Source organism: Paenibacillus sp. J5C2022 (assembly GCF_025567625.1).
GTDB lineage: Bacteria > Bacillota > Bacilli > Paenibacillales > Paenibacillaceae > Pristimantibacillus.
This window is the reverse complement of record NZ_JAOQJC010000042.1, coordinates 1-26,781: the sequence shown is the minus strand read 5'-3', so window position 1 is coordinate 26,781 and position 26,781 is coordinate 1. Positions and strand designations below refer to the sequence as shown.

Annotated in this window: 20 protein-coding genes; 7 read left to right on the top strand and 13 right to left on the bottom strand. The window is 54.2% G+C overall.

The genetic code is table 11. From position 1 onward, the window contains the following. Positions 1-276: 276 nt before the first annotated feature. Both M6D81_RS25495 and murI read right to left on the bottom strand, forming a co-directional pair. Positions 277-2,385 carry a methyl-accepting chemotaxis protein gene (locus M6D81_RS25495; RefSeq protein ID WP_262679994.1) on the bottom strand — a complete coding sequence of 703 codons (2,109 nt, stop codon included), beginning with the start codon at positions 2,383-2,385 and terminating at the stop codon, positions 277-279. A 167-nt stretch (positions 2,386-2,552) separates the two neighbouring features. After that, on the bottom strand, positions 2,553-3,362 hold the full coding sequence (murI, locus tag M6D81_RS25490) for a glutamate racemase (RefSeq protein WP_262679993.1): 810 nt from the start codon (positions 3,360-3,362) through the stop codon (positions 2,553-2,555). A gap of 371 nt (positions 3,363-3,733) precedes the next feature. On the opposite strand from murI, the gene M6D81_RS25485 reads away from it, so the two are divergent. Both M6D81_RS25485 and M6D81_RS25480 read left to right on the top strand, forming a co-directional pair. Further along, complete coding sequence (locus tag M6D81_RS25485; RefSeq protein WP_262679992.1) at positions 3,734-4,237, top strand: GyrI-like domain-containing protein; 504 nt, start codon at positions 3,734-3,736, stop codon at positions 4,235-4,237. Positions 4,238-4,360: 123 nt separating this feature from the next. Beyond that, the gene (locus M6D81_RS25480; RefSeq protein WP_262679991.1) at positions 4,361-5,122 is read left to right on the top strand and encodes a DUF975 family protein; all 762 of its coding nucleotides are present in this window, start codon (positions 4,361-4,363) and stop codon (positions 5,120-5,122) included. An 83-nt stretch (positions 5,123-5,205) separates the two neighbouring features. On the opposite strand, the gene M6D81_RS25475 is transcribed toward M6D81_RS25480, so the two are convergent. Both M6D81_RS25475 and M6D81_RS25470 read right to left on the bottom strand, forming a co-directional pair. After that, a complete protein-coding gene (locus tag M6D81_RS25475; protein WP_262679990.1) occupies positions 5,206-6,384 on the bottom strand; it encodes an NAD(P)/FAD-dependent oxidoreductase in 1,179 nt (392 codons plus the stop codon). Between the two features lie 194 nt (positions 6,385-6,578). Continuing rightward, entirely contained in the window at positions 6,579-7,298 is a 720-nt protein-coding gene (locus M6D81_RS25470) for an aspartate/glutamate racemase family protein (RefSeq protein ID WP_262679989.1), read from the bottom strand. A gap of 126 nt (positions 7,299-7,424) precedes the next feature. Here M6D81_RS25470 and pdxR point away from each other — a divergent pair, with 126 nt between their 5' ends. Further along, positions 7,425-8,849 (top strand): MocR-like pyridoxine biosynthesis transcription factor PdxR, encoded by a 1,425-nt coding sequence (gene pdxR / locus M6D81_RS25465; protein ID WP_262679988.1) that lies wholly within the window; start codon positions 7,425-7,427, stop codon positions 8,847-8,849. 167 nt (positions 8,850-9,016) lie between these two features. Here pdxR and M6D81_RS25460 read toward each other — a convergent pair whose 3' ends face one another. Both M6D81_RS25460 and M6D81_RS25455 read right to left on the bottom strand, forming a co-directional pair. Beyond that, on the bottom strand, positions 9,017-9,211 hold the full coding sequence (locus M6D81_RS25460; RefSeq protein WP_262679987.1) for a hypothetical protein: 195 nt from the start codon (positions 9,209-9,211) through the stop codon (positions 9,017-9,019). 132 nt (positions 9,212-9,343) lie between these two features. Then, positions 9,344-15,778 (bottom strand): S-layer homology domain-containing protein, encoded by a 6,435-nt coding sequence (locus tag M6D81_RS25455; protein ID WP_262679986.1) that lies wholly within the window; start codon positions 15,776-15,778, stop codon positions 9,344-9,346. 259 nt (positions 15,779-16,037) lie between these two features. On the opposite strand from M6D81_RS25455, the gene M6D81_RS25450 reads away from it, so the two are divergent. Next, entirely contained in the window at positions 16,038-16,730 is a 693-nt protein-coding gene (locus M6D81_RS25450; protein ID WP_262679985.1) for a Dph6-related ATP pyrophosphatase, read from the top strand. Between the two features lie 28 nt (positions 16,731-16,758). Further along, positions 16,759-18,453: a M3 family oligoendopeptidase gene (locus M6D81_RS25445; protein WP_262679984.1), complete on the top strand. Its 1,695-nt coding sequence runs from the start codon at positions 16,759-16,761 to the stop codon at positions 18,451-18,453. Between the two features lie 93 nt (positions 18,454-18,546). Here M6D81_RS25445 and M6D81_RS25440 read toward each other — a convergent pair whose 3' ends face one another. From M6D81_RS25440 to M6D81_RS25415, 6 genes are all read right to left on the bottom strand, one after another. Next, on the bottom strand, positions 18,547-19,521 hold the full coding sequence (locus M6D81_RS25440; RefSeq protein ID WP_262679983.1) for a Gfo/Idh/MocA family protein: 975 nt from the start codon (positions 19,519-19,521) through the stop codon (positions 18,547-18,549). A gap of 42 nt (positions 19,522-19,563) precedes the next feature. Then, the gene (locus M6D81_RS25435) at positions 19,564-19,878 is read right to left on the bottom strand and encodes a hypothetical protein (RefSeq protein WP_262679982.1); all 315 of its coding nucleotides are present in this window, start codon (positions 19,876-19,878) and stop codon (positions 19,564-19,566) included. Next, on the bottom strand, positions 19,871-21,301 hold the full coding sequence (locus M6D81_RS25430) for a radical SAM protein (RefSeq protein WP_262679981.1): 1,431 nt from the start codon (positions 21,299-21,301) through the stop codon (positions 19,871-19,873). The genes M6D81_RS25435 and M6D81_RS25430 overlap by 8 nt, the downstream gene beginning before the upstream one ends. Then, positions 21,302-22,063 (bottom strand): prolipoprotein diacylglyceryl transferase, encoded by a 762-nt coding sequence (locus M6D81_RS25425; protein WP_262679980.1) that lies wholly within the window; start codon positions 22,061-22,063, stop codon positions 21,302-21,304. 132 nt (positions 22,064-22,195) lie between these two features. Further along, positions 22,196-22,540, bottom strand: a complete 345-nt coding sequence (locus M6D81_RS25420) for a DUF1801 domain-containing protein (RefSeq protein WP_262679979.1) — start codon at positions 22,538-22,540, stop codon at positions 22,196-22,198. A 117-nt stretch (positions 22,541-22,657) separates the two neighbouring features. After that, positions 22,658-23,248, bottom strand: a complete 591-nt coding sequence (locus tag M6D81_RS25415; protein ID WP_262679978.1) for a Crp/Fnr family transcriptional regulator — start codon at positions 23,246-23,248, stop codon at positions 22,658-22,660. 361 nt (positions 23,249-23,609) lie between these two features. On the opposite strand from M6D81_RS25415, the gene M6D81_RS25410 reads away from it, so the two are divergent. Then, complete coding sequence (locus tag M6D81_RS25410; protein WP_262679977.1) at positions 23,610-24,497, top strand: pirin family protein; 888 nt, start codon at positions 23,610-23,612, stop codon at positions 24,495-24,497. 118 nt (positions 24,498-24,615) lie between these two features. On the opposite strand, the gene M6D81_RS25405 is transcribed toward M6D81_RS25410, so the two are convergent. Next, a complete protein-coding gene (locus M6D81_RS25405) occupies positions 24,616-25,851 on the bottom strand; it encodes an MFS transporter (protein WP_262679976.1) in 1,236 nt (411 codons plus the stop codon). 335 nt (positions 25,852-26,186) lie between these two features. On the opposite strand from M6D81_RS25405, the gene M6D81_RS25400 reads away from it, so the two are divergent. Beyond that, positions 26,187-26,438 carry a hypothetical protein gene (locus tag M6D81_RS25400; RefSeq protein ID WP_262679975.1) on the top strand — a complete coding sequence of 84 codons (252 nt, stop codon included), beginning with the start codon at positions 26,187-26,189 and terminating at the stop codon, positions 26,436-26,438. The last annotated feature ends 343 nt before the right edge of the window (positions 26,439-26,781 follow it).

Here is a 26,781-nt window from a genome sequence, read left to right as displayed (position 1 = left end):
AGATTCTGATGACCGTACATCATATTCAACTGGATTTCATGCAGTTAGATTCTCAATATTCCCCTCATTTTCGTTTCCAAATGGATTTCGTGATGCTAATTCGAGCGAAAGACGAGATAATGCCCCGAATGCTCTGCTCCAACTGTACTTATTCCATGTAGAGAATGTGAAAACGAAGGTTCAATTGTACTAAATACATTAAATCCAGTTACCGGCCTCAATGCGCGGCAAGCCAAGAGAAACACCATAAGGAGCAGCTCACCATTGCAATCGACCTTACAGTTTAAACTGCGACATCTTGTCCAGCAGCTCTTGCACCATCCTGCTTAAAGCCTCCGCCGATGAAGAGATCTCCTCCATGGAGGCCAACTGCTCCTCCGAAGCGGCTGCTACGCCGTGGGCGCTGCCCGCCGCCTCCTGCGCAATGCCGGACAGCTGCTCTACCGTCGCCGTAATCTGCTCCGCGCTAGCCGTCATCTGCTGCACGGAAGCCGACACCTCCTGCACCTGGCCGTTGACCGTCTCCATCTCAGACAAGATAGACAGGAACATGTCGCCGCTCTGGTCTACCAGCTTCACGCCTTCCTCCACTTCGCCGGCGCCTCTCGCCATGGCGGAAGCCGCCTCAGTCGTATCGTGCCGGACGGCTTCAATGAGCTGACCGACTTGCTCGGCAGCTTGCTGCGTCTGCACAGCAAGCTTGCGCACCTCTCCCGCCACGACGGCGAAGCCCCTTCCCTGCTCGCCGACGCGAGCCGCTTCGATGGCAGCGTTCAGGGCAAGCAAATTCGTCTGAGTGCTTATGCCCGCAATAAGATCGATGATGCCGCCAATCTGATCGGAGCGTTCCGACAGTCGCCCGAATGCGCCTTCCGTCTCTACAACCGCAGATTGCACAAGTCCCATCTGGTGCACGGCCCCTTCAATCAGCCTTCTGCCTACCGCCGTGCGATCCGCTGCGCCGCCCGCCGATTCCGACATCTGCGTGGACGAGTCCGCAATCCGCTGTACGCCGAGCGACATCTCCGACATAGCCATCGATGTATCGTGAGCGTGCTTGTGCTGCGTCTCCGCGCCCGATGCTATCTCCTGCGTCGACTGCGCGATGCTCTCCGAAGCCCGGCTCGTCTGCTCCGCGCTAGCCGTCAGTTGCTGTGCAGCCGCCCCGACGGACATCGCCAGATCGGCAGCCATCCGGAACATGTCGCGCAGCTTCTCTGTCATAATATTGAAGTATTGCGCCATCTGCCCGAACTCATCGCCGCTCCGCACTTCCAACTTCTGTGTCAGATCGCCCTGGGCCATCAGCTTAAGCTTCCCGATCAGCGTGGTAATATGTCTCAATACCATGAATCGAACGATGAATGTCACTACGATGCCGATGAACAGCATCGCAGCTAACCCCATTGCTGCAGAGACGATGCGATTCTCATTGTAAGCCTCGAAGATGACTTCCTTCTCTACCGCCGTCACGGCGTACCATTCCGCATCGCTGCCCGGCAGCTTGATCGCTTCGAATGAACGCAGCACGTTCACCCCTTTGGAGTTGGGCGTATACCCCCGCATCGTTTTTCCCTGTATGACATCTTGCCACAGCTGTTCCTTCTGCTTGTTATCTCCGAAGTGATGTCCGATGGAATCCGGGTCGTTGGGATTGGCCACATATGCGCCGCTTCCGGTAACAAGGGAGACATAACCGCCAAGCGGTTTGAATTGCTCGGCAATAGCCTGCATATCGTTCATCGCAATGTCAGCTCCGACTACCCCCAGAAAGGCCCCCTGCTCGTCCAATATCGGCATGACAACCGACATCAGCAATACGCTCTGTCCGTCTATCTCCCAAGCATATGGGTCCATGTAGATCATCTGCTTCGTCTGCTTCGGAATGAGATAGTAATCGCCCTTGCCCGGCTTATCATAATCCTTGTTCGCCTCGACAAGAATATCGCTGCCGCTGCGAACGACGTATGGCAGGAATCGGCCGGTATGGTCATCATAGCTTGTCCGCCCTATATTGGCTGCATCGTTCCCATCGAACGCATCGGGCTCCCATAGCGTATAGAATCCCAATATACGCGGCCGCTCCTCCAGCATTCGCTGCATCAAGGCTACAATTTCTTTCCTTGACAGGCTGTCATTATCCCGCGCTTCCAGCAACGTAACCTCTAACGACTTCAGCGTTGCATGCACGGTTGCGACCTGCGTCTCGAACTCGACGGAGAAGGCGTTGCCCGCATACTTGGCCTCCAGTTCCCCCTTCTCCAGACTGATATCCTTCAATTGACTCAGGTTGAATGCAATCAGCCCTCCGAATGCCAATACAAGCACCAATGCCAGCAACGATACAATCTTGACCAAAAGCGATAATTGACGAAGTTTCTTCATGTTGTCCCCCCATATCCATTTGAGGCCGTTCTATCAGCTCCCTATACCATTCATCGACAAATAACCGCCATAGTTTTATATAGCAAAAAAATGTTGGGTTTACAGAAATATTTGGAAATAAACAGCCCCGCCATAAGCATCCTTATGACGGGGCTGCTGCTATTTGTTCAGGAATGAAACATCGGTTCGAGCGAGGAATGCTCGCCATGATTGCCTTGCAGGAAGGCCAGCGCCTTCGCCATCTTATCGATATATGCCGGACTGTCGTCGGTACACATTAACCGAATGCTCCCGCTCCCCTTGCCTATGCCGATGCCGTAACGATTCAGCATGGCCGTAAGCCGCTTCACCGTCCCCGCATTGCCGTCGACAATTCCGATATGCGGCGGCAGCAGTCCACGTAGGATATGCTTGTAGAATGGATAATGCGTACATCCCAGCACGATAATTCCATATTGGCTCAAGTCGTACGACGCCAGCTTGGAGAGGAAGTAATCCTCCATTACGCCCTTGTCGAACTGGAGGCTCTCGCAGTGAAGCACAAGCTCCGGCAGCGGCAAGGAATCGACGATGCCCGTCTCGTCCACCCGCGATACGAGCGCATAATATTTCGGCTGCTGCAGCGTTAGCGGCGTCGCGCATACGAGCACCCGCTTGCCGGTAGCGCGGTTCATCTCCACCGCCGGCTTGACAGCCGGTTCCATCCCGATAATCGGGAAGTCGTACAGCTCCCGCAGCTCGTTCACCGCTATACTGGTCGCTGTATTGCAAGCAATGACCAGCGCATCTATGCCGATATCCACCATTCTCGCTACGGACTCCAGAATGTGCGATCTGACCTCTTCCTTCGTCTTCGTGCCATAAGGCACATGAAGCGTGTCCGCCATATACAGATAATCCTCGTTCGGCAGCTTCCTTAACGATTCCTCCAGCACCGTCAACCCGCCAATGCCGGAGTCAAAAAAACCTATTGTCATGTGTAATCGATTCCTATCGCTTAATGATAAAATAGATATATCCAGCATATAGCCTAATCGACTACAAAAGCAATATGAATTATGGAAAGATGCTCTCTTCAGCTATTCCTTTCCGGCAATCTTCCATTGCCTCACTTCGAATCGCAATCACCTCAAAGCGATGTCTCCGCTGCGGATGTCCATTGTCTCGCACATGAACGATTGGATAATCGCAATCGCACCGGATTCGTATTGCCGGGCAGCGTCCATCAGTTCGGCAAGCCTGGCTGTCGATGCGTCCGAGCAGATTCCAATAAAATTGATAGAACACAAGTTCCTATTATGGTATAATACAAGAAGAAATACCCAATTGGGAAAAGGGAGATGTGGTCATGGAAGCACGCATTATAACGAAGCCGGGATTTGATGTAATCGGGTATGCCATTCGCACTCGAACAGTGGACGGAGAGAATAACCGGGATATTCCGGCGTTCTGGCAACGTTATGCGCAGGAGGGGATGGGCAAGCGGCTGCACGATCAAGCCGCCTCGAACGCGGAATACGGCATCTGCGATGACTTTGATTGCCAATCCAACGAGTTCAGCTATATTATCGGCGTGGAAGCGAAGGAAGACGCAATCGTGCCAGAAGGAGCGATACGCCGGCGGTACCCGGAGCGTATGTATGCAGTGTTCACAACGCCCAAGGCAGCCCCGGAGCAATATGTCCAATCCATTCAGGACACATGGGCCGCGATCTTCCGCGATTGGCTGCCGAACTCGAATTATGAACATACGGCAGCTCCCGAATTTGAATATTATGACGAACGCAGCTGCAGCGAACGCAACGAGCTGCTGGAGATGGACATCTACATACCGGTTAAGGCGAAGGCCTAGCATTCTTCACAAATTATGGCCATTTCGATTCGACTGTCCTTATCCCCAATGCTCCTGTACTGGTATATTTTATCAGGAAGCTGTTGTAATATAGGAGAAAATAGGCTGTGAAGGAGCATTGCTATGTGGAATCGCAAGCAACTGAAAGAAAGGGCCAAGGATGTACTGAGGACATCGTACTGGAAGGCATTCCTTGCCAGCATCATTTTGGTTATCGTTGGAGGTGGCAGCGGCGGCGTTTCACTGCCATCTTTCAACTTTGACTTTGACTTGGACGATTTCAATCCAGGGACATCCTTGAGCGACATTGGAAGCAACATTGGAGGCGGGATAGCCGCATTCCTCATCGGCATTATTATTGTCGTTATGCTGGGTGCGATTGTCGTCACGTTAGCCTTCCGGATCTTCCTCGGCTTTCCGCTGGAGATTGGCGCCACGCTTTATTTCAAGCGCTCCGCAGAGCAAGAAGTGAACTTGAACCACCTTGGATTCGCCTTCGGCAAGGGCAGGTACTGGGACATACTGAAGACGATGCTTTGGAGAACGCTGCTAACCATTTTGTGGTTTCTCCTTCTCATTATTCCAGGCATTGTGAAAACCTACGCTTATAGCCAAGTGCCGTTCATCCTGGCAGATAACCCTAATATCGGCTATAGGCGGGCTGTCGACCTGAGCAACCGGATGACAAGAGGGCACAAATTCCGTATCTTCGTACTGGATCTCAGCTTCCTGGGCTGGATTCTGCTCGGCATACTGGCGTTGTTCGTCGGCGTCTTGTTCGTATGGCCTTATATCAATGCCACCAAGGCGGAGCTATACCTGGCACTGCGACAGGAGGCGCTGCAGCAAGGCGTTGCCTCCAGCGAAGAATTGCGATTGGCTTAAAGCTGCACATCTGTAAGAGCGACCGTTTCCTGACTTGGGGGCGGTCTTTTTCGTTTTCTTTATTTTTCTCCCTTATATCCTCATTATGGCAGCAGCGAGAACAAGCCGTTAATGCTGGACAAATAGCGGACATTGCTGGCCTTCTTCATCACGGAAGCAGTTGTTCCCTTTAACGTAATGCCCCGCTTGCCAATGGTGCCGATGCCGTCCTTGCGACCAAGGCTGGCTAATGTCCCCCCCAATTGCGGGTGGAACGTCTTCATTCGCTTCCCTTGCACAGCGGCAGCTACATTCTCGCCCACCCGCCTTCCCATCTGCAGGGCCAGCTGTGCGGAAGGGGGATAAGGCCGGCCGTTGTAATCCTTGACAACCGCACAATCGCCGGCCAGGAAGACAGAAGGATGCGATACCGATTGCAGATAGGGATTCACCTTCGCTCTTCCGCGCTCCACTTCGATTCCGCAGCCCGCCACCAGCGGATTGCCCTTCACGCCGCCCGTCCAGACGAAGGTGCCGGTCTTGATCGCGCTGCCGTCCTTCAAGGTGACCGCCTTGTCGCGCATGCCGGTAACGGGACAACCAAGCAGGAACTTCACTCCTCTTGCTTCTAGGCTGGAGATCGCTCTCTGCACCAGATGCGGCGGGAACATGGGCAGGATCGTGGGCATCGCTTCAATCAGATAGAGGCCTACAACTTCGAAGCTCACCCCGTGCCGCCGGCATATGCCGGGCAGCTCGTCTGCGAATTCTCCGATCAGCTCCACCCCCGACAGCCCTCCCCCTCCTACCACGAATGTAGCGTCAGAGCTGTCTCCCATCATCTTGAATTGCAGAATCTGTTGCTCCAGATGGGCATGAATGCGATTCGCGTCGGCGACGGACTTCAGACTGAAGCTGTTCTCCTTCAAGCCTGGAATGCCGAAGTAATTCGTCTCGCTGCCGAGCGCCAGCACCAGCACATCATATTCGCAGCTGTCGCCGCTATCCATCCTCACCTTTCCGCCTTGTATATCGATGCTGCTTACATCTCCGATCTTGACATCAATATTTTTCCGTTTCAACAGTCTGTCGAGTGGCAGGGAGACGGCATGTTGAGATACATTCCCTGCAGCCAGACGATGCAGCTCGGTTACAATTTGATGCTCGGGATGACGGTTGACGATAGTAATGGCAGCTTGTTGAGAAGACAGATGTGTACGCACAGTACGCGCGCAGATCAGTCCCCCGTATCCCCCGCCCAATATTACGATCCGCTTGCTCATACGAGACGTCCCCCTTCGCGCCTTGCACCTCATTCATGACTTCCTGCCGATTGTCAGCTTATTAATGAGCATATGCAGCACGGCTGGCGTATCATGAGCAATCTTCCGGATTCGTTGGTGTAAAAAAAGAACCGTAGCTTGCCCGAGACAATCCAACAATCCCGGTACAAGTACGATTCCTCTTGCTCCTGCAATTATTGCGCTTCCTGCAGCATCGGCATTTCACTCGAAAGAGCGAATTCCACGGCGGCTTCCGCATGGATAAGTGTCGTATCAAAGATCGGAACGTCCACATCCTTCTGCTTAATGAGCAGCGGAATTTCCGTGCATCCCAGAATGATCCCTTCCGCGCCTTGCGCTCGCAATCGATCGATAATCGCTGTGTATTCCGCTCTGGATTCCGCCTTCAGCTCCCCTTTGCACAGCTCTTCGAAAATAATATCATGGATGCGAATACGATCCGCTTCTTCGGGAATAATCACCTCAAGACCTTGTTCCCGCAGACGGTCGCAGTAGAAGCTCTGCTCCATCGTATAACGCGTGCCCAGCACGCCGATTGCCCGCAGTCCCTTGCTCTTGATCCGCGCTACAGTCGTATCCACAATATGCAATAGCGGAATGGACACCGCTTCTTGCACTTCCTGCGCCACGACATGCATCGTATTCGTGCAGATTAATAACATGTCGCAGCCTCCCGCTTCCAGCTTCCTGGCAGCATCCGCCAATATAGCTGCCGCTTCCTTCCAGGCGCCCGCCTTCTGCAGACGAACAACCTCCTCGAAGTTGCATGAATACAGCAGACACTTCGCCGAGTTCAATCCTCCCAACTTATTCATCATGCCTTGATTAATGTATTTGTAATAATCGGCCGTTGATTCCCAGCTAAGCCCTCCAATTAATCCGATCGTCTTCATGATGTGCACGCCCCTTTCGTTGATGACAGCATAACATGATATACTGGTATACATAAGTGCCAGACAGATGAAGAATTGATGGTACCAGTTATCATGTTGATGTTGAGAGGAGGGTGGGGTATTCCCATGCTATGGTTTCCGGTGGATCGCGCAAGCACGATCTCGCTCACTGTGCAGGTCTATGACCAATTGCGCAAGCGGATACTGCAGAAGGAGCTGCGCGAAGGGGAGCGTCTGCTCTCCAGTCGTGAATTGGCCTCCTCCATTGGCGTATCGCGCAATATTGTGATGGAAGTATACGACCGGCTGGTTAGCGAAGGTTATCTGGAGGTGCGCCCGCAGTCCGGCACTTACGTCGCAGTCGGCTCGCACTTCCCTTCAGCTGCCGTCGAAGAGTGGAGCCAGTACACGCTGCCTCCCGCTGACGGCGGCAAGAAGCTCGCGGAGGGCAAGATTGACTTCCGCGCGGCCCATCCCGCGGCGGACTACTTCCCCCGTGCGATCTGGGGCAGGCTGGCGAAGGAAGTGTGTATGCATACGCCCGAGCGGGCATTCGGCTATGCCAGCCCGGAAGGAACGCCTGAGCTGCGCGGAATGCTGGCCCGCTACTTGCAGCTTGCACGCGGCGTTCGCTGCCATCCCGACCAGATCGTCATCACTTCCGGGGCGACGCAGGCGCTCCATCTCATTACCGACCTGCTGTCCAAGGACAAGGCGGCCCGCATTGCCGTCGAAGATCCCGTGACGGACGAGATGCGGACGATCTTCACTTATGCGGGAGCAGCCTTAACCCCTGTTCCGGTAGACGATAAAGGCATGCGGCCGGAGGAGCTGCCCGTGAACGAACGGCCCGACTTCATCTTCGTTATCCCCTCCCACCAGTTTCCGCTTGGCGGGACATTGCCCATCCAGCGGCGCATTCAATTAATCGAATACGCCCGCCGAATGAACTGCTTCATCGTAGAAGACGATTACGATAGCGAATTCACGTACGAAGGCGCGCCGGTCCACTCGCTCCAGGGACTCGACCCCGAGCGCGTCATTTATGTAGGAACATTCAGCAAAATACTGTCGCCTGCACTGCGTATCGGCTACGCCGTCTTGCCGGTCCAATACGTGGAAGCTTATCGCCGCTTGAAGTGGTTCGCCGACCGGCATACATCCACACTGGAGCAGTTGGTCCTCGCCCGCTTCATGGAAGACGGCTGCTTCGACCGCCATATCAGACGCATGAGGAAAATCTATCGCAAACGCAGGGAAACGCTTGTCTCCAGTCTGCGGCAGCGCTTGCCCCAAGCGCGTATATTGGGCGAATCCGCCGGCATGCATTTGGTAGTCGAAATTCCGGGAGTCCGCTTCACGCCTTCTATGATGCGGCGTATCGGTGAAGAAGGAGTGCTGGTGTACGCAGTAGAGGATTACGCCATCGTGAAGGGACGCCACATAAACCGAATCGTCATGGGCTATGGCGCATTGGCTCCGGAAGCTATTCAGGAGGGCGTGGCTCGCTTGGCGAAGGCGCTGGGGGATGGAACGAAGAGCGGGAATTGACTGTTCTGCCGCTCCTTTCGCGTCCCTTTCGACGTCCTTACGGTTGCCATCGAGCTTATTGCGTCTCCAATTCTACTTTTTTTGCTTTAACGAGCGCCACGTCGTCTATTTCACGCAGTGACAGCCAATAGCGCACTTTCCGGGTTCGATAAGCTCCATCGCGACCGTTAGCCTGCAAATTCGCCCATGTTGAGCCAAATAAGCTCTGTGGTAACCGCTACATCAGCTACTTCAGCTACATCCACTTCAACCGCTATATCAGCTACTTCAGCTACATCCACTTCAACCGCTATATCAGCTACTTCAGCTACATCCACTTCAACCGCTATATCAGCTACATCAGCTACTTCAGCTATATCCACTTCAACGGCTACATCAACTCATTCCTTACACGGGCGACAAGTCGGCCCTCTTTTGCATTTCCTGAACGACACGACGAAGAAGGGGATGTCCCCAGTCATTATTTCTGACTGGGGACATCCCCTAAGTTCCAATCAATCGATGAATTGCAGCAATTGCAGCAGTCGCTTCAGCACGACTGCAGCTTGCACGCGTGTCGCCTGTTCGCCTGGTGCGAACGCGCCATTCGTCTTCCCTTGCAGCAGACCGGCAGACAGCGCTTTCGTGACAGCCGCCTTCGACCAATCGCCAATCTCCGAAGCATCGGCGAATGCGTGAATCGAATCGCCGTCCTCCTCCATCGTCACGCCGCCTATGTCCATTGCTCTTGCAACCATGACGGCCATCTGCTCGCGGGTAATGACAGCATGCGGATCGAACGTTCCGTCGCTGAATCCGTTCACTAGACCGGCTCTGGAAGCTGCACCTACCGCGCCATAGAACCAATCGTCGGAGCCAACGTCGCTGAACAGGTCCTCTCCGGCTTCCGGCAGACCAAGCGCCCTTGCAAGCATCGCCGCGAATTCAGCACGAGTGACGGAATCTTCCGGAGCGTAATGACTGCTCGTTCTTCCCTTCACAATCCGCTTGTTCGCCAGCAGCTCGACATCCGCTCTAGCCCAGTGTCCCGTCATATCCTCGAATGAAATATCCGATTGAATGATCGTATACAAGCTATTATGCGGCGACTTGATCGTGGCCGTTGTCCCCTCATCGTCATGCTGGAACACAGCCGGGACAAAGTGAATGTCGTAATTCGCGTCGATCCACACTGCAGTCGACATGTCAGAATCAACCTGCTGCCCCTCCATTCGAATCGTCCGCTCTACATATAAGCCGCCAAAATCGCCAAGCGCCGAACCATCCACCATAATTTCAAAGGAGATCAGGTGCGAGAGCAGGGATCCCGCTCCTATGCTTTCCAGCGCGGCTAGCGCCGCTTCGCTTTCCTCACCGCTCATCTTCGCTATACGGACAATAATTGCGGAGTCGCTGTCCACGCTTGCGAACAGCTCGATCGGCAATTTATAGCGAATACCGCCTGCTTCAACGATTATCGTTGTATCCGTTCCGTTCCCGATAGCCTCGCGAATCGGTTCGGCTGGCAGTTCCACCTCTACTGCGGAATCGCTGCCTTCTACCGAAATCAATACGCTTGGATGGGTCAATGCATCCTCCAGTCTATCCGCGTATACTTTCACCTTCGCCACATTCGTTCCATCCGACGCTCCGGTTCTCGTGATCGAAGCATCTCTTCCTAATTCAATGACACCGTCGCGGACAACCGGAGCAATCGGCGGCAGCACAGATCCGGTTCCGGTTCCGGGATTGGTTCCTGGCTCATCCTCTCCCTCCACCGGTACAGCGGGCGCCGAGATCATAAACTTGCGAGAATACGGGTCCGTTCCCTTCGTTCGCACAGTCACGCTCGTCCATTCCCCGATCTCCTCCGGCAATGTGTAGCCGGTCGCGTCACCCGGCAGCTCTGCGACAACCTCCGAGCCGTTGTACACAGTGTAGCCTTCGCTTGCTGCGTTAGCATCCCACTTCAGAGCCAGTGAGTCTTCGCCTGTCATAACGACCAGATTCTGCGGCGGAGCTGGCGCATTGAACACTTGAACCTGCGTCAGTAGCGGCGGACCGGTCAAGTCCGTGCCTTCATTGCCTCCGGAGGCGTTCTCCACCGTCACTTTAATGTAACGGGATTGATACGTACGTCCAAGGTCAATCGGGTAGGAGGAATCTTCTGTATCCACTCCGCCATCCCTATTGCCGGTCGTGTACGTATAGCCTGAATCGGGATCAATGCCGGGAATCATAGTGAATGCGACATGGTCGAACTCAGCGGCAGCACCGTACTCTTCCGCATCCCCGCTGACGTATACGTTCACGCCTTTCAAGCGGGTGGACTTGGCGAACAGTCGAAGCTGACTGAAGCTCTTCATCTCGCCAAGATCGATGACGAAGCTGCCCTTCCTCGCACCATCCGTTCCAAGCCAGCTATATTCACCGATCTCCTCCAGGCTGGTCACATGATCCACATTCCACTTCGTCGGATCTTCCGGCACACCATTCGTCAATCTGTCCGCAAGGCCATATGGATTCGCTGCCGCTGCAAGCTGCACAGCGTTCGCTCCTTCCGTCGAACCGACGTTGTACGCTCTCTTGTTCAGCGCAAGATTGACGGGCGATACGCCGCTTGCCGTCTTGCCAATCGTAATGTCGGCCAGCTTCAAGTCCACATCGTAGATGGAATTGCCCGGCTTGGCGCTGCGGTATATTCCCCACTTCGGACGCAAGTACTGGTCGAACACGGCAGGATATTCCGTCTCGAAGTTGCCGTTCACATTGCGGATCGGCCTTCTCCACAAGTCCTGAACGCCGTCTCCTTCGCCTTGTTGCGGGAACATCTTGTACACATCGGGACTGTCGAACGTATACACCTTGCCCGTCTCCGTATCTGTAATTTTAATATTGAGCCAGCCCGTATCCGAGATCAGCGCATTCAGCTCCACATCCAGCCAGTGGCTGCCGATCTCCTCCATCGGAATCCGCAATATCGTCTTGTCGCCGTCATGGCGATTATGATTCACTTGCAGCTCGCGCGTATCCTTGCCTCTGATCGACATGGCCAAAATATATGGGCCATTCTCGCCGCCGCTGTTGCCGCCCGGCAGCGTATCCGCCCCTTGCGAATTCGTCGCCTTCAATTGGAACAGATGCCGGAAGTTCGACTGGTTCCACTGCTCGCCGTCAGGAATGTTCCACTTCCACTTGTAAGTGACGATATCGCCATCGTAGGCGACAAAGTCCCCCGTCGAATCCTCGCTTGGACGCAGCTCGATGCGCTGTCTGTCATGCACATCCGCTCCGCCTACGACATGGCCGACGGAAGGATCGAACACGCCTTTGTGCGCGTATTCTCCGTCACGCAGTTGATCCACATATTCATCGTTCGGCCCCGTACCTTGGGCGCTGAACTGGAACACATCCTTCTTCAGATCTTCATCCCATACGTTGACAATATGATCATCAGCAGCCGTGGCGCGCGGATGGTCGCCATAGTAGGCATGGAAGCCGTCCCTGATCCGCTTCGTCAATCCTTCCACCGGCTCGTCTGTCTCCATCGCCCCGCCGAATACGACGAACGGCGATACGCCGTCTATGGCGCTCATCACGATCGTCTTCTCATTGTCGCCGTAACCGCGGGCCGTTACATCCAGCAAGAATACGGAGGCTTCCCCTTCGTTGAACTGGAAGGTGAAGGCATTCGTCCCAAGCGGAAGCTTGGCCAGATAAGCAGGAGAGAAGGTGACAGTACTTCCCGACAGCGAATAATCGCTCCCCGTCTCAAGCTGCTCGCCTTCTCTTGCAATGCTGATCAGCGTCTGGCCTTCCGACAGCGTCATTACCGTCGATACGGGCGCTTCCTGATCCCATGTGCTGTATGCGGCTTCCTCCGGCGCGAGCGCTGTCGCATTCTGAACGGGGTCCCTGCCGTATATTTTCAGCCCGGAGATACCCATCATTGATTCCGCATCGTCTATTCTCCGATCGGCCGGTCCGACCAAGATCGTATGCAACATGACATAACGCGCAGTGAATGGATACTGGAATGTTTTCTTGTCATAGCCCCATTGCTGATCGTTGTACATGACGTTGGACCATAGTCCTTCCGTCTCCGTTCCTCCTGCAATCTCCCAGCCGTTCGAGCGCCAATCATAGTCGGCAGCTTCATCGGTCGGTCCAGGCACGCTCTCCCACGCTTCCGGATCGTTGGTATAATATACCTCGAATCGTCTGGCATTCTTCTGAATGTTGGCAATCGTGTTGGGAAGCTCCAGATACAGTCTGTCTATCGTCTTGGGCGCGCCAAGATCCAGCGTCAACGATAGCGATGACGGGGAGAAATCGGCCATATACACGTTGGGGCCGGAGTTGCGCCAATAGCCTTCCCCGTTCTCCAGCAGCGCATCCGTGCCTGGATGCTCCGCACTCTCGGAGCTCACCTTCACATTGACGCCACTCTGCGGCGTGAACCTGGATGGGGCGAGCAAGTTGACGGAATTCGGCTTCTCGGCGAATGCCGGCCAGTCAGGATCGGCGGGTCCATCCGGATCGCCGGGCTCATCCGGCCCCGAAGGCGTGCCGATAATACGGAACTCGTTGCTGCGAACGCCGTACCCCTCATTGCTCGGACGTCCTTGATTGACGTCGGCCACAATCAGCACATATTGCGCCGCCACCGGCTCCTCCAGTACGTGAGATGCCTCGGCGTTCGACGATAACGGATCGGACTGCCCTGCGCCGTCAATCGGCAGCCATAGAGCGCCGTTCTCCGTCAACAGCGGCTCCTTCGTTCCCGTCTGACTCTTCCGGAAGTCATGTCCTTCCACCAGCTCGTCATAAGCCGCGCCTTCATTGGCATAGTAGGTCTGATAATTGTTCAAGTAGTTGCTGTTGTTCGTCCACTTCAGCTCAATATTCTCTACATCAATCTTTCGCTCCAGCTTAACGGCCGCCCAATATTGGCGTCCTTCGCCGGCATCCGGCGTAATCAATGAGCTATTGGCAATCCAGTACGTATCGGGATTGTCATCGATGAAGTGAGTCTGGTTGCTCCCTCTGGAGACAACCTTAATCTCCGCCCCCGGCGATGCCGCCCAGTTCCTTCGTTCTTCCTCCGCTTCAGTCACTTCTACGATAATGGTCGGCTTAATGCTCTTCGTATTGACAATGCCGGCCCCCGCGAACTCGCCTTCAATCGTATACGCGCCCATCGTGCCGGCCTGATAGCCTTCAGAGCTCCAGAGCACATCGACAGGCTCCGTACGTCCTGTGCTTAAGGTCACATCGAGCTGCGCGGGCAACTGCAACGAGCCGAACGGCGTGCCTTGCGGCGCGGTTACCTGTCCTGGTCTTGCCCAGGCTGCAATATCCTTCTCCTGCTCCCCGGGATTCCACCCGTCAGGGAACACATAGCTGTTCTTGTCCCGCTTGATCAACAGGACATCGGAGAGATACATCGTCGCCGGTTGCAACTCATCGGCATACGCGGCATCCCCTTCGCCGTTATACATGCCCCTGTACAACCCCCACTTCGAACGATTCTGCTGTCCCGGCTCGACGGGCAAGTCGCCCCGCTCCAATCTCCCTTCCCCATTGGTTACCTCGGGCCTCCGATACGTCTCCGCCGTCATCCCTCCTTCGAACAACACATTGCCAGTCTCTAAATCCACAAGCTTGCCATACACGTAACCCTTGTCCGCCGTCAGAATTGTCACCTCGAAGTCAAGCCAGCGATTCTCAATCTGCTCGAACGGTATCGTGAACAGCGGCTTGATGCGGTCGGCATAGCTGCCGTCGGGATTGTTGCGGAATTCCAGATGCCCCTTGCCCTCGCTGGAGACGAGCGACAGCGTCGTCACCGGCTGTCCTGCCGCATTGCCCTTAATCTCCTTCAGCTGAAAAATATGCCAGAATCTGCGGGGAATGATATAGTCGCCCGCCTGATCGTCCGATGTGCCCTCCAGGAAGCGCAGCGTCTCGGCAGGCAGCATAAGCTTCCAGCGATGCGTCATAATGTCGCCGCCCATACTGTTGGCGTTCGCATTGTTGCCGCTCGTGCTGCTCTTGATCTCCAGACGCTGACGGTCGCTGTTCTCCCTTCCCCGGTCGCCGTCGTCCCGGCTTACGCCTTCGCCGGTCTCGAACGGCTTGAATACGTGGAAGCGCAGAATGTCCGATTGCAGCATATCGTCGCCGGGCACATCGGCAATGCCGTACTTCGTAAGCGCATTCACATCTTGACGCCCGATTGTCTGTAGATACATGTGATCCCCTACCCAGGACTCGTCCACTTCCGCCGCTGCCGGATAATCACCGGACCGGTCATAATACGACTCGGACCAGTGCATGCCGCTGTAGGAGGAAGGAGCGTTCGGACCTTCGATCGCACCGGTCGTGCTGCCGTTGCCTATCAGAGAAGAGCCCATCACATCCCATGCATGCTCGCCCCCCGCAATATTGAGCGGGGACAACTTGTCATTGGGGCCAATCGAGCCGATCCAGGCCGGCGGCTGTTGATACACAGACACCGTCACCGTATAGGTTCGGCTGATGCTGCTGTCCGATCGGGCAGCTACATCCAGGAAGTAAGTCGTCGACCCGTTCGCCGAGAACTGATCCAGCCTGGCGTCTCCGTTATTTAACCCTCCGGTCGTGAATGGAATAACGGTAGCCGCATCCTCTCTGTACAGCGTGACTTCCGCATCCGGATGAGCGGATACGTTCAACATTTGATACAAAGAGCCGTACGGCAGTTGCATCGATATGGAAGCCGGATCATGCAGTACGGCTGCACCGGCCGGTTTGTTCACCTGGATATCCAGAATAGCGGGGTCCACGGTGCCTGCTTCCTCTGCATACGCTCTGGACGCAGGTGCGAGCGGAATATAGACAAGCGACAATACTAGTGCACACGCCAATACAATGCTGACTGCTCTTAGAGGGAATTTCCGGGTAGACATGGATAAGCCTCCTTTAATAATCTAGCTCTTCTTACCAGCATTCAGCTGCCGCGCTTCAATCACCACCTCGCTTTGCCCTTCGGAATAACTTCACTCTATTGCGAATAGGCCATATGGACAATGTAGTAACTTACGGTCCGTTGTGTTTTCTTCTTATCCGACCGGACAAATTACCCGCTTCTTCTGCTATGACGGTCGCCACGAACCCTGTCCATATGTGGTAAAATACGCTTATACATCACTGGAAGGAGCGCTCACCATGGCAGATGAGAAAGATTGGCTTACCGGCGCCGCCGGACGCCGCTTCATCGCTTCCTACAGCGGAGGGAAGGACAGCTCGCTGGCGCTCTATCGGGCCATGCAGACGGGCAAGGCGATCGGCATTATCGTTATGCTGGAGGAAGAGGGGCAGCGCTCCCGCTCCCACGGCATGCCCCCTGCGATTATACAAGCGCAAGCCGATGCGATTGGCCTGCCGGTCTATACGGCGGCGACCAGCTGGGATGATTATGAGAGGAAATTTACAGAGCTGTTGATACAAGCAAGAGAGCAAGGAGCGGAAGTCCTCATCACCGGCGATCTGGACGTGCCCGAGGAAGATTGCTGGCACGAGCGAGTAGCCGGCGGAGCAGGATTGGTGCTAGGCATGCCGCTATGGCGAATGGATCATGTAGAAGCAGTAACCGCATTTATCGATCTGGGCTTCATCGCTGTCGTTGTGACGGTGAACCTGTCGTTAGGCATGTCCGAGCGGGATCTCGGTCGACAGCTCGACCGCGACTTCGTCCAGGAGCTTATATCCCGGGGCATCGATCCCTGCGGCGAAGGCGGGGAGTTCCATACGACCGTCATTGACGGCCCTTTATTCCGGCATCCTGTTCCAGTTCGCCGAGGCGATATTGCCAGACATGGCAAATACGCCTTTCTGCCGCTGGAACTGCAACTGCAATAAAACTCCATATCCGAAAGGTGGACAATGTATGCAATTAGACGACTTTCCTTACGCACGACCGGATGTCAAGCAGTTGAAGCAGCAGTTCACGCAATTGCTGGCCGAATTCAACGCCGCAAGCCGTCTGGAAGAGCAGAATGACGTGATGGCGGAAATTAACAAGCTTCGCAGCGATTTCGACTCCATGGCCGACCTTGTACACATTCGTCATTCGATCGATACGCAGAATGAATTCTACAAGCAAGAGCAGGAATTTTTCGACGAGAACAGGCCTGTAGTCGAAGAATATATTACGGACTACTATCGCGCGCTGGTCCATTCCCGATTCCGCGATGGGCTGGAGGAGAAGTGGGGCACGCAGTTGTTCCAGCTGGCCGAGCTGTCGCTGAAGGCGTTCATCCCCGCCATTATCGAAGATTTGCAGAAGGAGAATAAGCTGGTTACGGAGTATGACGCCCTGATCGCATCAGCGAAAATCATATTCGAGGGCGAGGAGAGGACGCTATCGCAGCTTAGGCCGTTCCAGCAATCGACGGATCGCGACCTGCGCAAGCGCGCAGCGGAAGCGGCCAGCGGCTTCATGACGCAGCATGAAGAGCAGCTGGACCGGATCTACGACGATCTGGTGAAGACGAGAACCCATATCGCAAGCAAGCTTGGCTATTCCAGCTTCGTAGAGCTCGGCTATATTCGCATGTCCCGCACGGACTACAATGCCGATATGGTTGCACGCTTCCGCGAGCAAGTGCGCGCCTCGATCGTGCCGATCGTGTCCAAGCTGAAGAAGCGCCAGCAGGAGCGCATCGGCGTCGATCAGCTGCTGTATTACGATGAGAATCTGTCGTTCTTGAGCGGCAACGCCGTGCCGAAGGGCGATCCCGACTGGATAATCGAGAATGGCGCCGCCATGTATGCCGAGCTGTCGCCGGAGACGGATGCCTTCTTCCAATATATGCAGACCCATAAGCTGATGGACTTGCTCAGCAAGAAAGGAAAGATGAGCGGCGGCTACTGCACCTACATAAGCAAATTCAAAGCGCCGTTCATCTTCGCCAACTTCAACGGAACGGCCGACGATATCGATGTGCTCACGCATGAAGCCGGCCATGCGTTCCAGGTGTATTCCAGCAGCGGCTTCGAGGTGCCCGAATACTACTGGCCTACATACGAAGCTGCGGAAATCCATTCCATGAGCATGGAATTTCTGACATGGCCGTGGATGGAGCGCTTCTTCCAGGAAGACACCGACAAATACCGCTTCAACCATCTGGCCGGCGCCTTGACGTTCATCCCTTATGGCGTGACGGTGGACGAATTCCAGCACTACGTATATGAGAATCCGGATGCGACGCCGACGGAGCGGAAGCAGGCATGGCGCGAGATTGAGAAGAAATACTTGCCGCATCGCAACTATGAGGAGAACAGCTATTACGAGCAGGGCGGCTACTGGCACAAGCAAGGCCATGTCTTCGGATCGCCGTTCTATTACATCGATTACACCTTGGCGCAAATATGCGCCTTCCAGTTCTGGAAGCGAATGCGCGAGGACCGAGAGGCGGCATGGGCCTCCTATATGAATCTGTGCCGTCTGGGCGGAAGCCTCTCCTTCACGGCGCTTGTCCGCGAGGCGGGTCTGATCTCGCCATTCCAGGACGGCTGCGTCGATTCCGTCATCGGAGAGATTGAAGAGTGGCTGAACGGAGTAGACGACAAGGCGCTCTAGAGCTGCATGCCGCACACCAACAACGAAGCGACGTTCCCGCAGCGGGAACGTCGCTTTTCTTCGAAGCAAGCATAAGGTGAAGCAAGGATTAGCTCAAAACATACGTGCATACGTGTGCAGTACCTGCTCCATAACCCAATTGGTTCGCAGCGCCGACTCGCCATGACTGGGACAGCTTCCCACGCCGCGAAGCTCGTCGACGATGGATTGAATCAGATGCTGCTGGATATGCTCCGGATAAGTGAACGCAAGCTCCTGAACTCCCTTACCGGTCTCAACTCTGACCAGCCGATTGCCATATGTGGAGAAGAGAATGCGTCCTTCTGTCCCAACAATTTCATTGTATTCCTCGCTGCCGCAAGCGCAGAAACACCACGTTCCCGTGCCCTGAACGTCAGAAGCGAAGCGATAGCTCATCGTTACCGTATCCTCCGCTTCATAGGCCCCCGCCATATTGGCGGCGAAGCCCTTCACTTCCTTGATCGGGCCTAGCAGGTAATCCAGAATATCCAGCGTATGGCTGCCTACATCGACGAACAAGCCGCCGCCCGCTATGTCGGGTGCAACTCTCCACATATTGCTGTCGTTGATGTTATTCGCCATATAATGCACCGTCCTCACAAACCTGACCTCGCCAATCACCTTCTGCTCCAGCATACTCTTGATCTTGATGAAATCGGGCAGTGCCCGCCGATAATACGCGACATAGAGCGGAACCTGCGACGCCTTGCATGCATGAAGCATCTCCTCGCAATCCGATGTATTCACGCTCATAGGCTTCTCCACGTATACCGGCTTCCCCGCCCTTGCCGCAGCAATCGCATACGGCTTATGGGAGCTTGGAGGAGTCGCTATGTATACGGCATCCACTTCATCATCGTGAATGAGCGCTTCCGCGCTGTCATACCATTTCGGCACCCCGTGTCTCTCCGCATAATCCTTCGCCAGCTCGCCGTTCCTCCTCATCACTGCCGTCAGCGACGAATGCGACGCCTTCTGGAAGGCCGGTCCGCTCTTATGCTCGGTCACGTTGCCGCAGCCAATGATTCCCCAGCGAATAGTCTTCATCGTACTCTCCTCCCTCACATTGGGATAACGATCCAGCAGCGCCTATAGTGGAACTACGCCGCCCAGCAGCAAGCCGAAGCAAGCCGCATTCAGCAGAAACGTAACGCCAGCCCCGATCAGCAGTCCTTGCACGATGCCGCTCTTCTTGCGAACGATGAAGATGGCCGGCAGCAAGTATACGACCTGGGCAATGCCGATGAAGAAGAAGGCTACAGGCACGATGAACAGCAACAGATGCAGCACCGCCATCAGTCCAATGCCGAGCCATACCTGCTTCATATGGCCCGGCGGCTTGCGCTCGTCGAGCGCTGTCTCTTCAGGCTGCTGCCCGCTTTCCCCGTCACGATATTCAGTCACGGCTATCCCCTCCCGCTCGCATATCGTATTCCTCTCTTAACGCCTTCAGCTTCTCCTCTTGATCACCTCTGTAAAATATATTATAGGTGTCGAAGGGAATGATCCGTCCATCCGGATGGGCAATATGCACGCAGGACTTCTTGACCGAGCGCACGTCGAAGTGATAAGGGTCGAGAAATTGCATAATGATGACGCGAAAAACGTTGTCGTAGCCGATATTCTCCGGTACGGCAACCATCGGCAGGCAGCACAGCAGATTCTTCAGCGATAATGCCGACGACTCCGGTGAATGCGCGGTCGAGAACAGCTCGAATATGCTGGACTTCAACGTCTCATCCTGCTCGAATACGATCGTGTTGCGGCCGCCTTCCAGCAATATGTCGGGGTCGATCAAACCCGTCAGCGGCAGCGTCTCCCCGCCCAGCTTCAGGGCGTAGCCCATGGCCAGACAGTCGGGATGGCAAGGCACCGGAATGATGTCCTCCGCCCGGAAGATGCCGCTCTGGTCAATGATGCCTTGCCGTACCTCGGTAAGCGTCAGGCGATCCTTCGCCGGATCGTACTCCTCCAGTCGGCCCGCCGCCTGGATCGGCTGGAAGGTGACGCCGCGAACGGCGGGCTGCTGGAGCCCGTATCGGATAATCTCCCCGATCTCGTCGTCGTTCAGTCCCTTCTTCAGCGTCACGACCAGCGTTGTGGAGATGTTGAATTCGTTCAGATGCTCCAGCGCCCGGCGGCGAACCTCGCGAAGATCGACGCCGCGCAGCTCCAGCAATGCCTCTTCCCGGAAGCTGTCGAACTGCAAGTAAATTTCGAATCCGGGCATATACTCCGCCAGCCGCTGGACGAAGCTGCGGTCCTGTGCGATCCGAAGCCCGTTCGTATTCACCATAATATGCTTGATCGGCTTGCTCTTGGCCATGTCCAGTATGTCGAAAAATTGTGGATGGATGGTCGGCTCGCCGCCGCTGATCTGCACGATATCGGGCTCGCCTTCGTTGCGGACGATAGCGTCCAGCATACGCTCAATCTGCTCCAGCGACCGCCATTCCCCCTTGTGCGGAGAAGATTCCGCATAGCAGATGGGACATTGGAGATTGCAGCGCTCCGTCACCTCCAGCAATGTCAAGCAGCTGTGCTGCTCATGATCGGGACATAGCCCGCAATCATAAGGACAGCCGTACCGGATTGGCGTATTCCATTGCTGCGGCATCTCCGCCGGCTTCAGAAATTCGCGGCATTTCTTGTAATAGTCCGCATCGGTAGCAATCAGCACCTTCTCGCGTCCGTGCTGCCCGCAATATTTCAGCAAGAACACTTGATTGTCTTCGATGATGACCTTGGCTTCCACCTTGCGCAGACATTTCGAACAGATGCTATTCGTCAGCTCGTAAAAAATGTAGGGTCTGTTTTTTGTCGTCAATTACAATTCCCCCTTATGCGAATAGTGAGGCTTCCCCACCCACCTGGACAGCAGTACGGCATAATAGACCAGGCCCAGGATACAAGCAAGCTGTATGTTGTTCAATCCTATATAAGGATGGGGAGTCGGCTTAATGAAGTCGACTGCCAATCGGAAGAGCAGATATCCGGTCATAAAGAGCTGAAATACGGCTCCCTCCGGAAAGCGCTCTCTCTTCTTCCAACGATGGAGCAGCAAGCCGAGGAGGATCAAAAACACGATCTCATAAAGCTGCGTAGGGTGTCTCGGAATCCCGTCACCGAAGTCAACGCCCGTTATCCATGCTGTCGGCGTTCCATACGTATGATCGCTCAAGCCGGTCATAAAGCAGCCGATTCTGCCGATGACCATCCCTGTCAGGAGGGGAATGGCCATATCATCGCCCGTCGATCGGACGATACCGACGCGCTTCTTCATCCACTCGACACCGATCAGCCCGCCAAGTAGCCCTCCCACGATCGTCTTGCCCTCCATGAGATACGTGTAGCTTCGCCAGTTGTCAATGGTTCGGACGGGATCTTCCAGCCAATACAGCACTTTGGACCCGATGGCGGCTCCAAGGATGGCTCCGACTATTACCCATATGCCCTGTACGATCGGAAGCTTGTCCTTGCTGCGGGTGTATAGGTACACGCGAAAGCCGATAAAATAAGCCAACGCCTCGAATACCGCATGAGGGTGCAGCTTGATGAAGCCCAAATCAATCCAGATCGGAAACGTCATGCCTATCTCCTTCCTCTTCACGACTCCGCTGTCACGCCCATGTCTGGATATCTTATCCAGTCATCTTCACAATACCATCCCTTTGCCCCAATGAGCATTTCGCATGACTTTTGCCAGATAAGGGCTTTGAAGCTACAGCGTCTCTGAAGCTTGGGCCAACAAGGTGGACAGCAATGCGTAGTCCGGCTCCGCTCCCTGTTTCAGCTTAATCGATTTGCGTTCCGGCGGACCGTCGAAGCCCTTGGGGAATTCTATGCCGGACGTGTTCATCATCATGAAGGTTATCGCATCCTTGGAAGGCGAGATGACCGCAGCGTAATGGCCATTTTTCAAGAAGTGAGGCTTCTTATACTGAATCCGCTCCTCCACGGATGGAATCGTCTCGTGAACAAGTTCCCTTAGCTTCCCGGCCAGCTCCACTTTCCAGCCATCTCCCATGTTGTGAATGAAGTTAGAAACTTCTTCGTTTCTCATCATTTCTTCATCTCCAATCCTTTTTCTATGTATTGCATTTTCAGATGTTCAGGGTACAGCTCTTCCTTGAAAACCGCTTCTCTTCTAACCTCCAGCTTCTTCACTAATGCCGCCCACTTCTCATTGCACCCCTTGCTCGTCGCGAACCCGCTTCTTGATTCGACTTAACGACTCCGGCGTCATGCCCAGATAGCTTGCCAATTGATGCTGCGGCACTCTGTCGATGAGACCGGGGCGCTTGTGAAGCATGTACCGGAAGCGTTCCTCGGGACTGGAAGCAATGAAGGCTGCCCATTCCTCCTGCGACTTCCCCATGTTTTCCTCCATAATGGTCCGGGTTATCCCCTCAAGCGGCTTGTGCTTGTCATACATGGCCTTCTCTTCTTCCATTTCACCAACGACCAAGATGCTATCCTCGACACATATGAACGTATACGGAGAGGCCTTGTCGTCCTTATGATGATTGAATATGGCAATCGCTTGCTCTTCGGTATAGAAGTTGGATGTAACTTCCCTTCCCCCTTCATCAATCGAATATTGTCTAACGCAGCCCTTCAGCACGAAGTAACAATGAGTAGGAACCTCTCCTTGCTGAAGAAGCACACTCCCCTGCTTGAATTCCTCTACCTGGATATCTGCGACTATCACCTGCGCTTCTTCTTCGCTCATGGAAGCATACCGTTGCATGTATCTGACCAATTCCTGCTTCATCCCTGTCCCCCTTTCAACGCTTGTTCATTAGTTTTACATAGCTATCTTATCTTTAATATACCACTACTGAAAACCCAATATATAGCTTTAACTGCAATTGCCTCTTCCACTTCTCCAAGCGGTTATGTCATTTACACGGCTCCACCTCCTTGTGCAGGTCTTGCAGATCTTGCAGGTCTTGCAGGTCTTGCAGGTCTTGCAGGTCTTGCAGGTCTTGCAGGTCTTGCAGGTCTTGCAAAGAGGTGCTCCCCTTTCCCGCTACGGGTTGACATGAGTTGTCGTCCATGTTATCTTTAATTAAAGATAATTAATATTAAGATTTAACTTTACAAGAATAATGCGTGAAGGAGCGAATTCGACTATGAAAACAACGACATTCCGTACAATTGATGGCATCTTCCGCGGAGCGCCATTCCATATGGTTGGCGACGGATTCCGGGTATCCAATTACTTCCCTTCGGGAAACAACTTCGGCCAGCGTTTTAGCCCTTTCTTGCTTCTCGATTACAATGCGCCTTATGAGTTCCCGCCCAGTCACCACACAAGAGGAGTTGGCGCGCATCCGCATAGAGGCTTCGAGACGGTATCCATCGCATACGAAGGCTTCGTCGAGCATCACGACAATCATGGCAACCATGGCATCGTCGGCCCCGGAGATGTGCAATGGATGACCGCCGGCTCAGGACTGTTGCACAAGGAATACCATGAACGTGAATTCTCGAAGCGCGGAGGAACATTCCACTTCATCCAACTATGGGTCAACCTGCCGCGTGAGCACAAGATGCATGAACCGAAATATCAGGAGCTGCCAAAAGCTTCGATGGGTCGCGTTGCGCTGCCCGATAACGGAGGCGAGGTTCGCATTATCGCAGGCGATTACAAGGGTGTACAAGGTCCTGCTCAGACCTTCACGCCGATTCATCTGTTCGATATCGCCTTCAACAAAGGCGGCATCGCCGAATTCGAGTTACCCGCCACGTATAACGCCGCTGCAATCGTACTGCGGGGAAGTGCAATAATCAACGGTGAGCGCGAAGCCGATGAAGGCTCATTCGTATTGTTCAACAATGCCGACGGAGCTATTCGTATCGAAGGTATGGCAGACGAAACACTCGTACTCGTGCTCGGCGGTGAACCGATTAACGAACCTGTATTTCAATACGGCCCGTTCGTCATGAATACCAAGGATGAAGTTGTCCAGGCTTACGCAGACTTCCAAGCAGGCAAGATGGGCAGCGCGGACTTCTAATCGCCAATCGTCCATGCATATAGCCTTGAACAGGAAAGCCTCCGGTTCGCATCAAGCGAATTCGGAGGCTTCTTGATTCCTATACGGCTTCTAACTTTGCTTGACGGACATGAACGATTCAGCCATTCGCGCTGCCCTCCTGTGTCGAAGGCGCCGCTGCATTCAACCGCTTGAACATCGCGATTAGAATCAATCCTGTCGCCATCGTTACAAGGCCCGAGCCGACGAACCAGGACTGGATACCGTATCGGTCCACGATGGGGCCTGCGATCAGCAATCCGATCGGGGACGCAAGCAGCATGATGCTGGTGACGAGTGAGATCACCCTGCCAAGTATGGCAGGATCGTAAGCCTTCTGAATCATCGCCATGTATGGCCCGTTGAAGAACGGAGCCGCAGCTCCCATCAATAACGACAGCGCGACGAATAAGATGAATGCTTCCTTGGCAAGCAGACCGCTGAACAGACTGGCGGCGCCCAATATCAATATACTCATGCAAATATAGGCAATATCCTTCCACTTCGATGCTGCGACGGACAGCAGCAATCCTCCCACGATCATGCCGATTGCGAACACCGCCTCCACCAGACTGGCGCTGTAGCCGCCCCGCTCGAAGTGGGACAAGGTCATGAACGGAAATAATGTTCCGAGCGGCATGAATACAATTGAGAATACAGCCGTCGCACCCGTAACGATGACGACTGGCTTTACTTGAATGAAAGCCTGCCAGCCCAGCTTGAACTCCCTCAAAAATGCGGGCTTCTCCCCCATATCCTGCTTAGGCTGATCGATGCGAACCAGCATCAGCATCATATTGGCAATCAGCGCGCCTGCGACATCGAGGAACAGCACCGTGCCTAGGGATGTGGCGGAATAAACGGCGATGCCAAGCGCGGGGCCGATAATGTTGGAACTGGAGAACACCAACTGATGCCAGCCCGCGACGCGGGTCAGCTGGTCTTGGGGGGCGATAAGCGGGATCGCGGACTGGAAGGCCGGCGCATGGAACGACGAAGCGACGGAGCGCGCCATCAGAATCAAGTAGACGAAGCCAAGACCGGGGTCACCGAAGTAGTAATAGAGACCGAGCGCTAAGCTGAACAACGCAATAGCGCCGTCGGCAACAATCATCGTCAGCTTTCGGTTCCAGCGATCCAGCCATACGCCGATGAACGGGCCCAATATGGCTTGCGGCAGGAATCCGACGAGAGCGGCGATCGTCAATACAACAGCCGACTGCGTCGTTTCGGTCAGATGCCATATGATTGAGAACTGGACCATCGAGGTTGTCAGTATGGAAAATAATTGTCCAGTAAAAATAAATGCGAATTTCTTCTTCCAATTTTGCTGCACGGCAATCTCTCCTTTGTTGTTGGCGTTCAGACACGCCAAAAAGACCATTTTCTGCGTTGCTGTATAAGCTTGAACGAGTGCACACCAAATAAACCTGCCCTCTGGCATTACCTTAACCGCAGAAAATGGATTCCCCAACACGACATCACCGTTCGCACCTCCGAAAGCCGCCACAAGGCTGGCACAAGATAGACCAAGTGTATCAAAGCAACGATTTCATGAGCAAGGTAAGAAACGATTAAAAACAATTTCTTACATTGTTTTCACAAATGACGAGCACTTAGTTAACAATCGCTTGCTATATTGGCTTCAACAACGAAAAAGGAGCCTGTTCCATGTCATCTAATTCCGCCATTATGTATACCCCGCGCCTATGCGATAACGAAACGATAACGAACAAATTGATTTACCAAATTCGTCAGCAGCAAGTGTCCGATTCGGATATGGACCGGCTGCAAGCCCGTTGCCGCAGCGAGCTTCATGAGCTGCGCCAGGAGCTGAACTCGCTGCTGAGCGAGCTTCGCTCATGGCTCGCGAACGATGAGACGGAGCAAGATGGCCCGCAGCATAAGCAGTCCGCAGCATAACCAGCAGCCGTCAACAAGCACATGGTGCAACGGCGACCGACTGTCTCATACGAATAAGAAGGGTGGTGCCCTAGCAGTTGCATAGGGACACCACCCTTTTTAGTTCTATACCGCTTCCATTTTGCCTCCGAGTCAGACCTGCTCCATTGCCTTCTCAGCAGCAGGCAGACGAAATACGGAGCACCGATCATCGCCACGATGCCCCCTCTTAAGCTCGGGCACCTCATTTTATACGATAAATCGTACAAAGTATTCGTCAAAGTACCCCGCTACAGGATTTTGTACGAATAATCGTACAATAGTAGCTACTGAGCACCTTTCGGCGGTGATTTGTACGATAAAT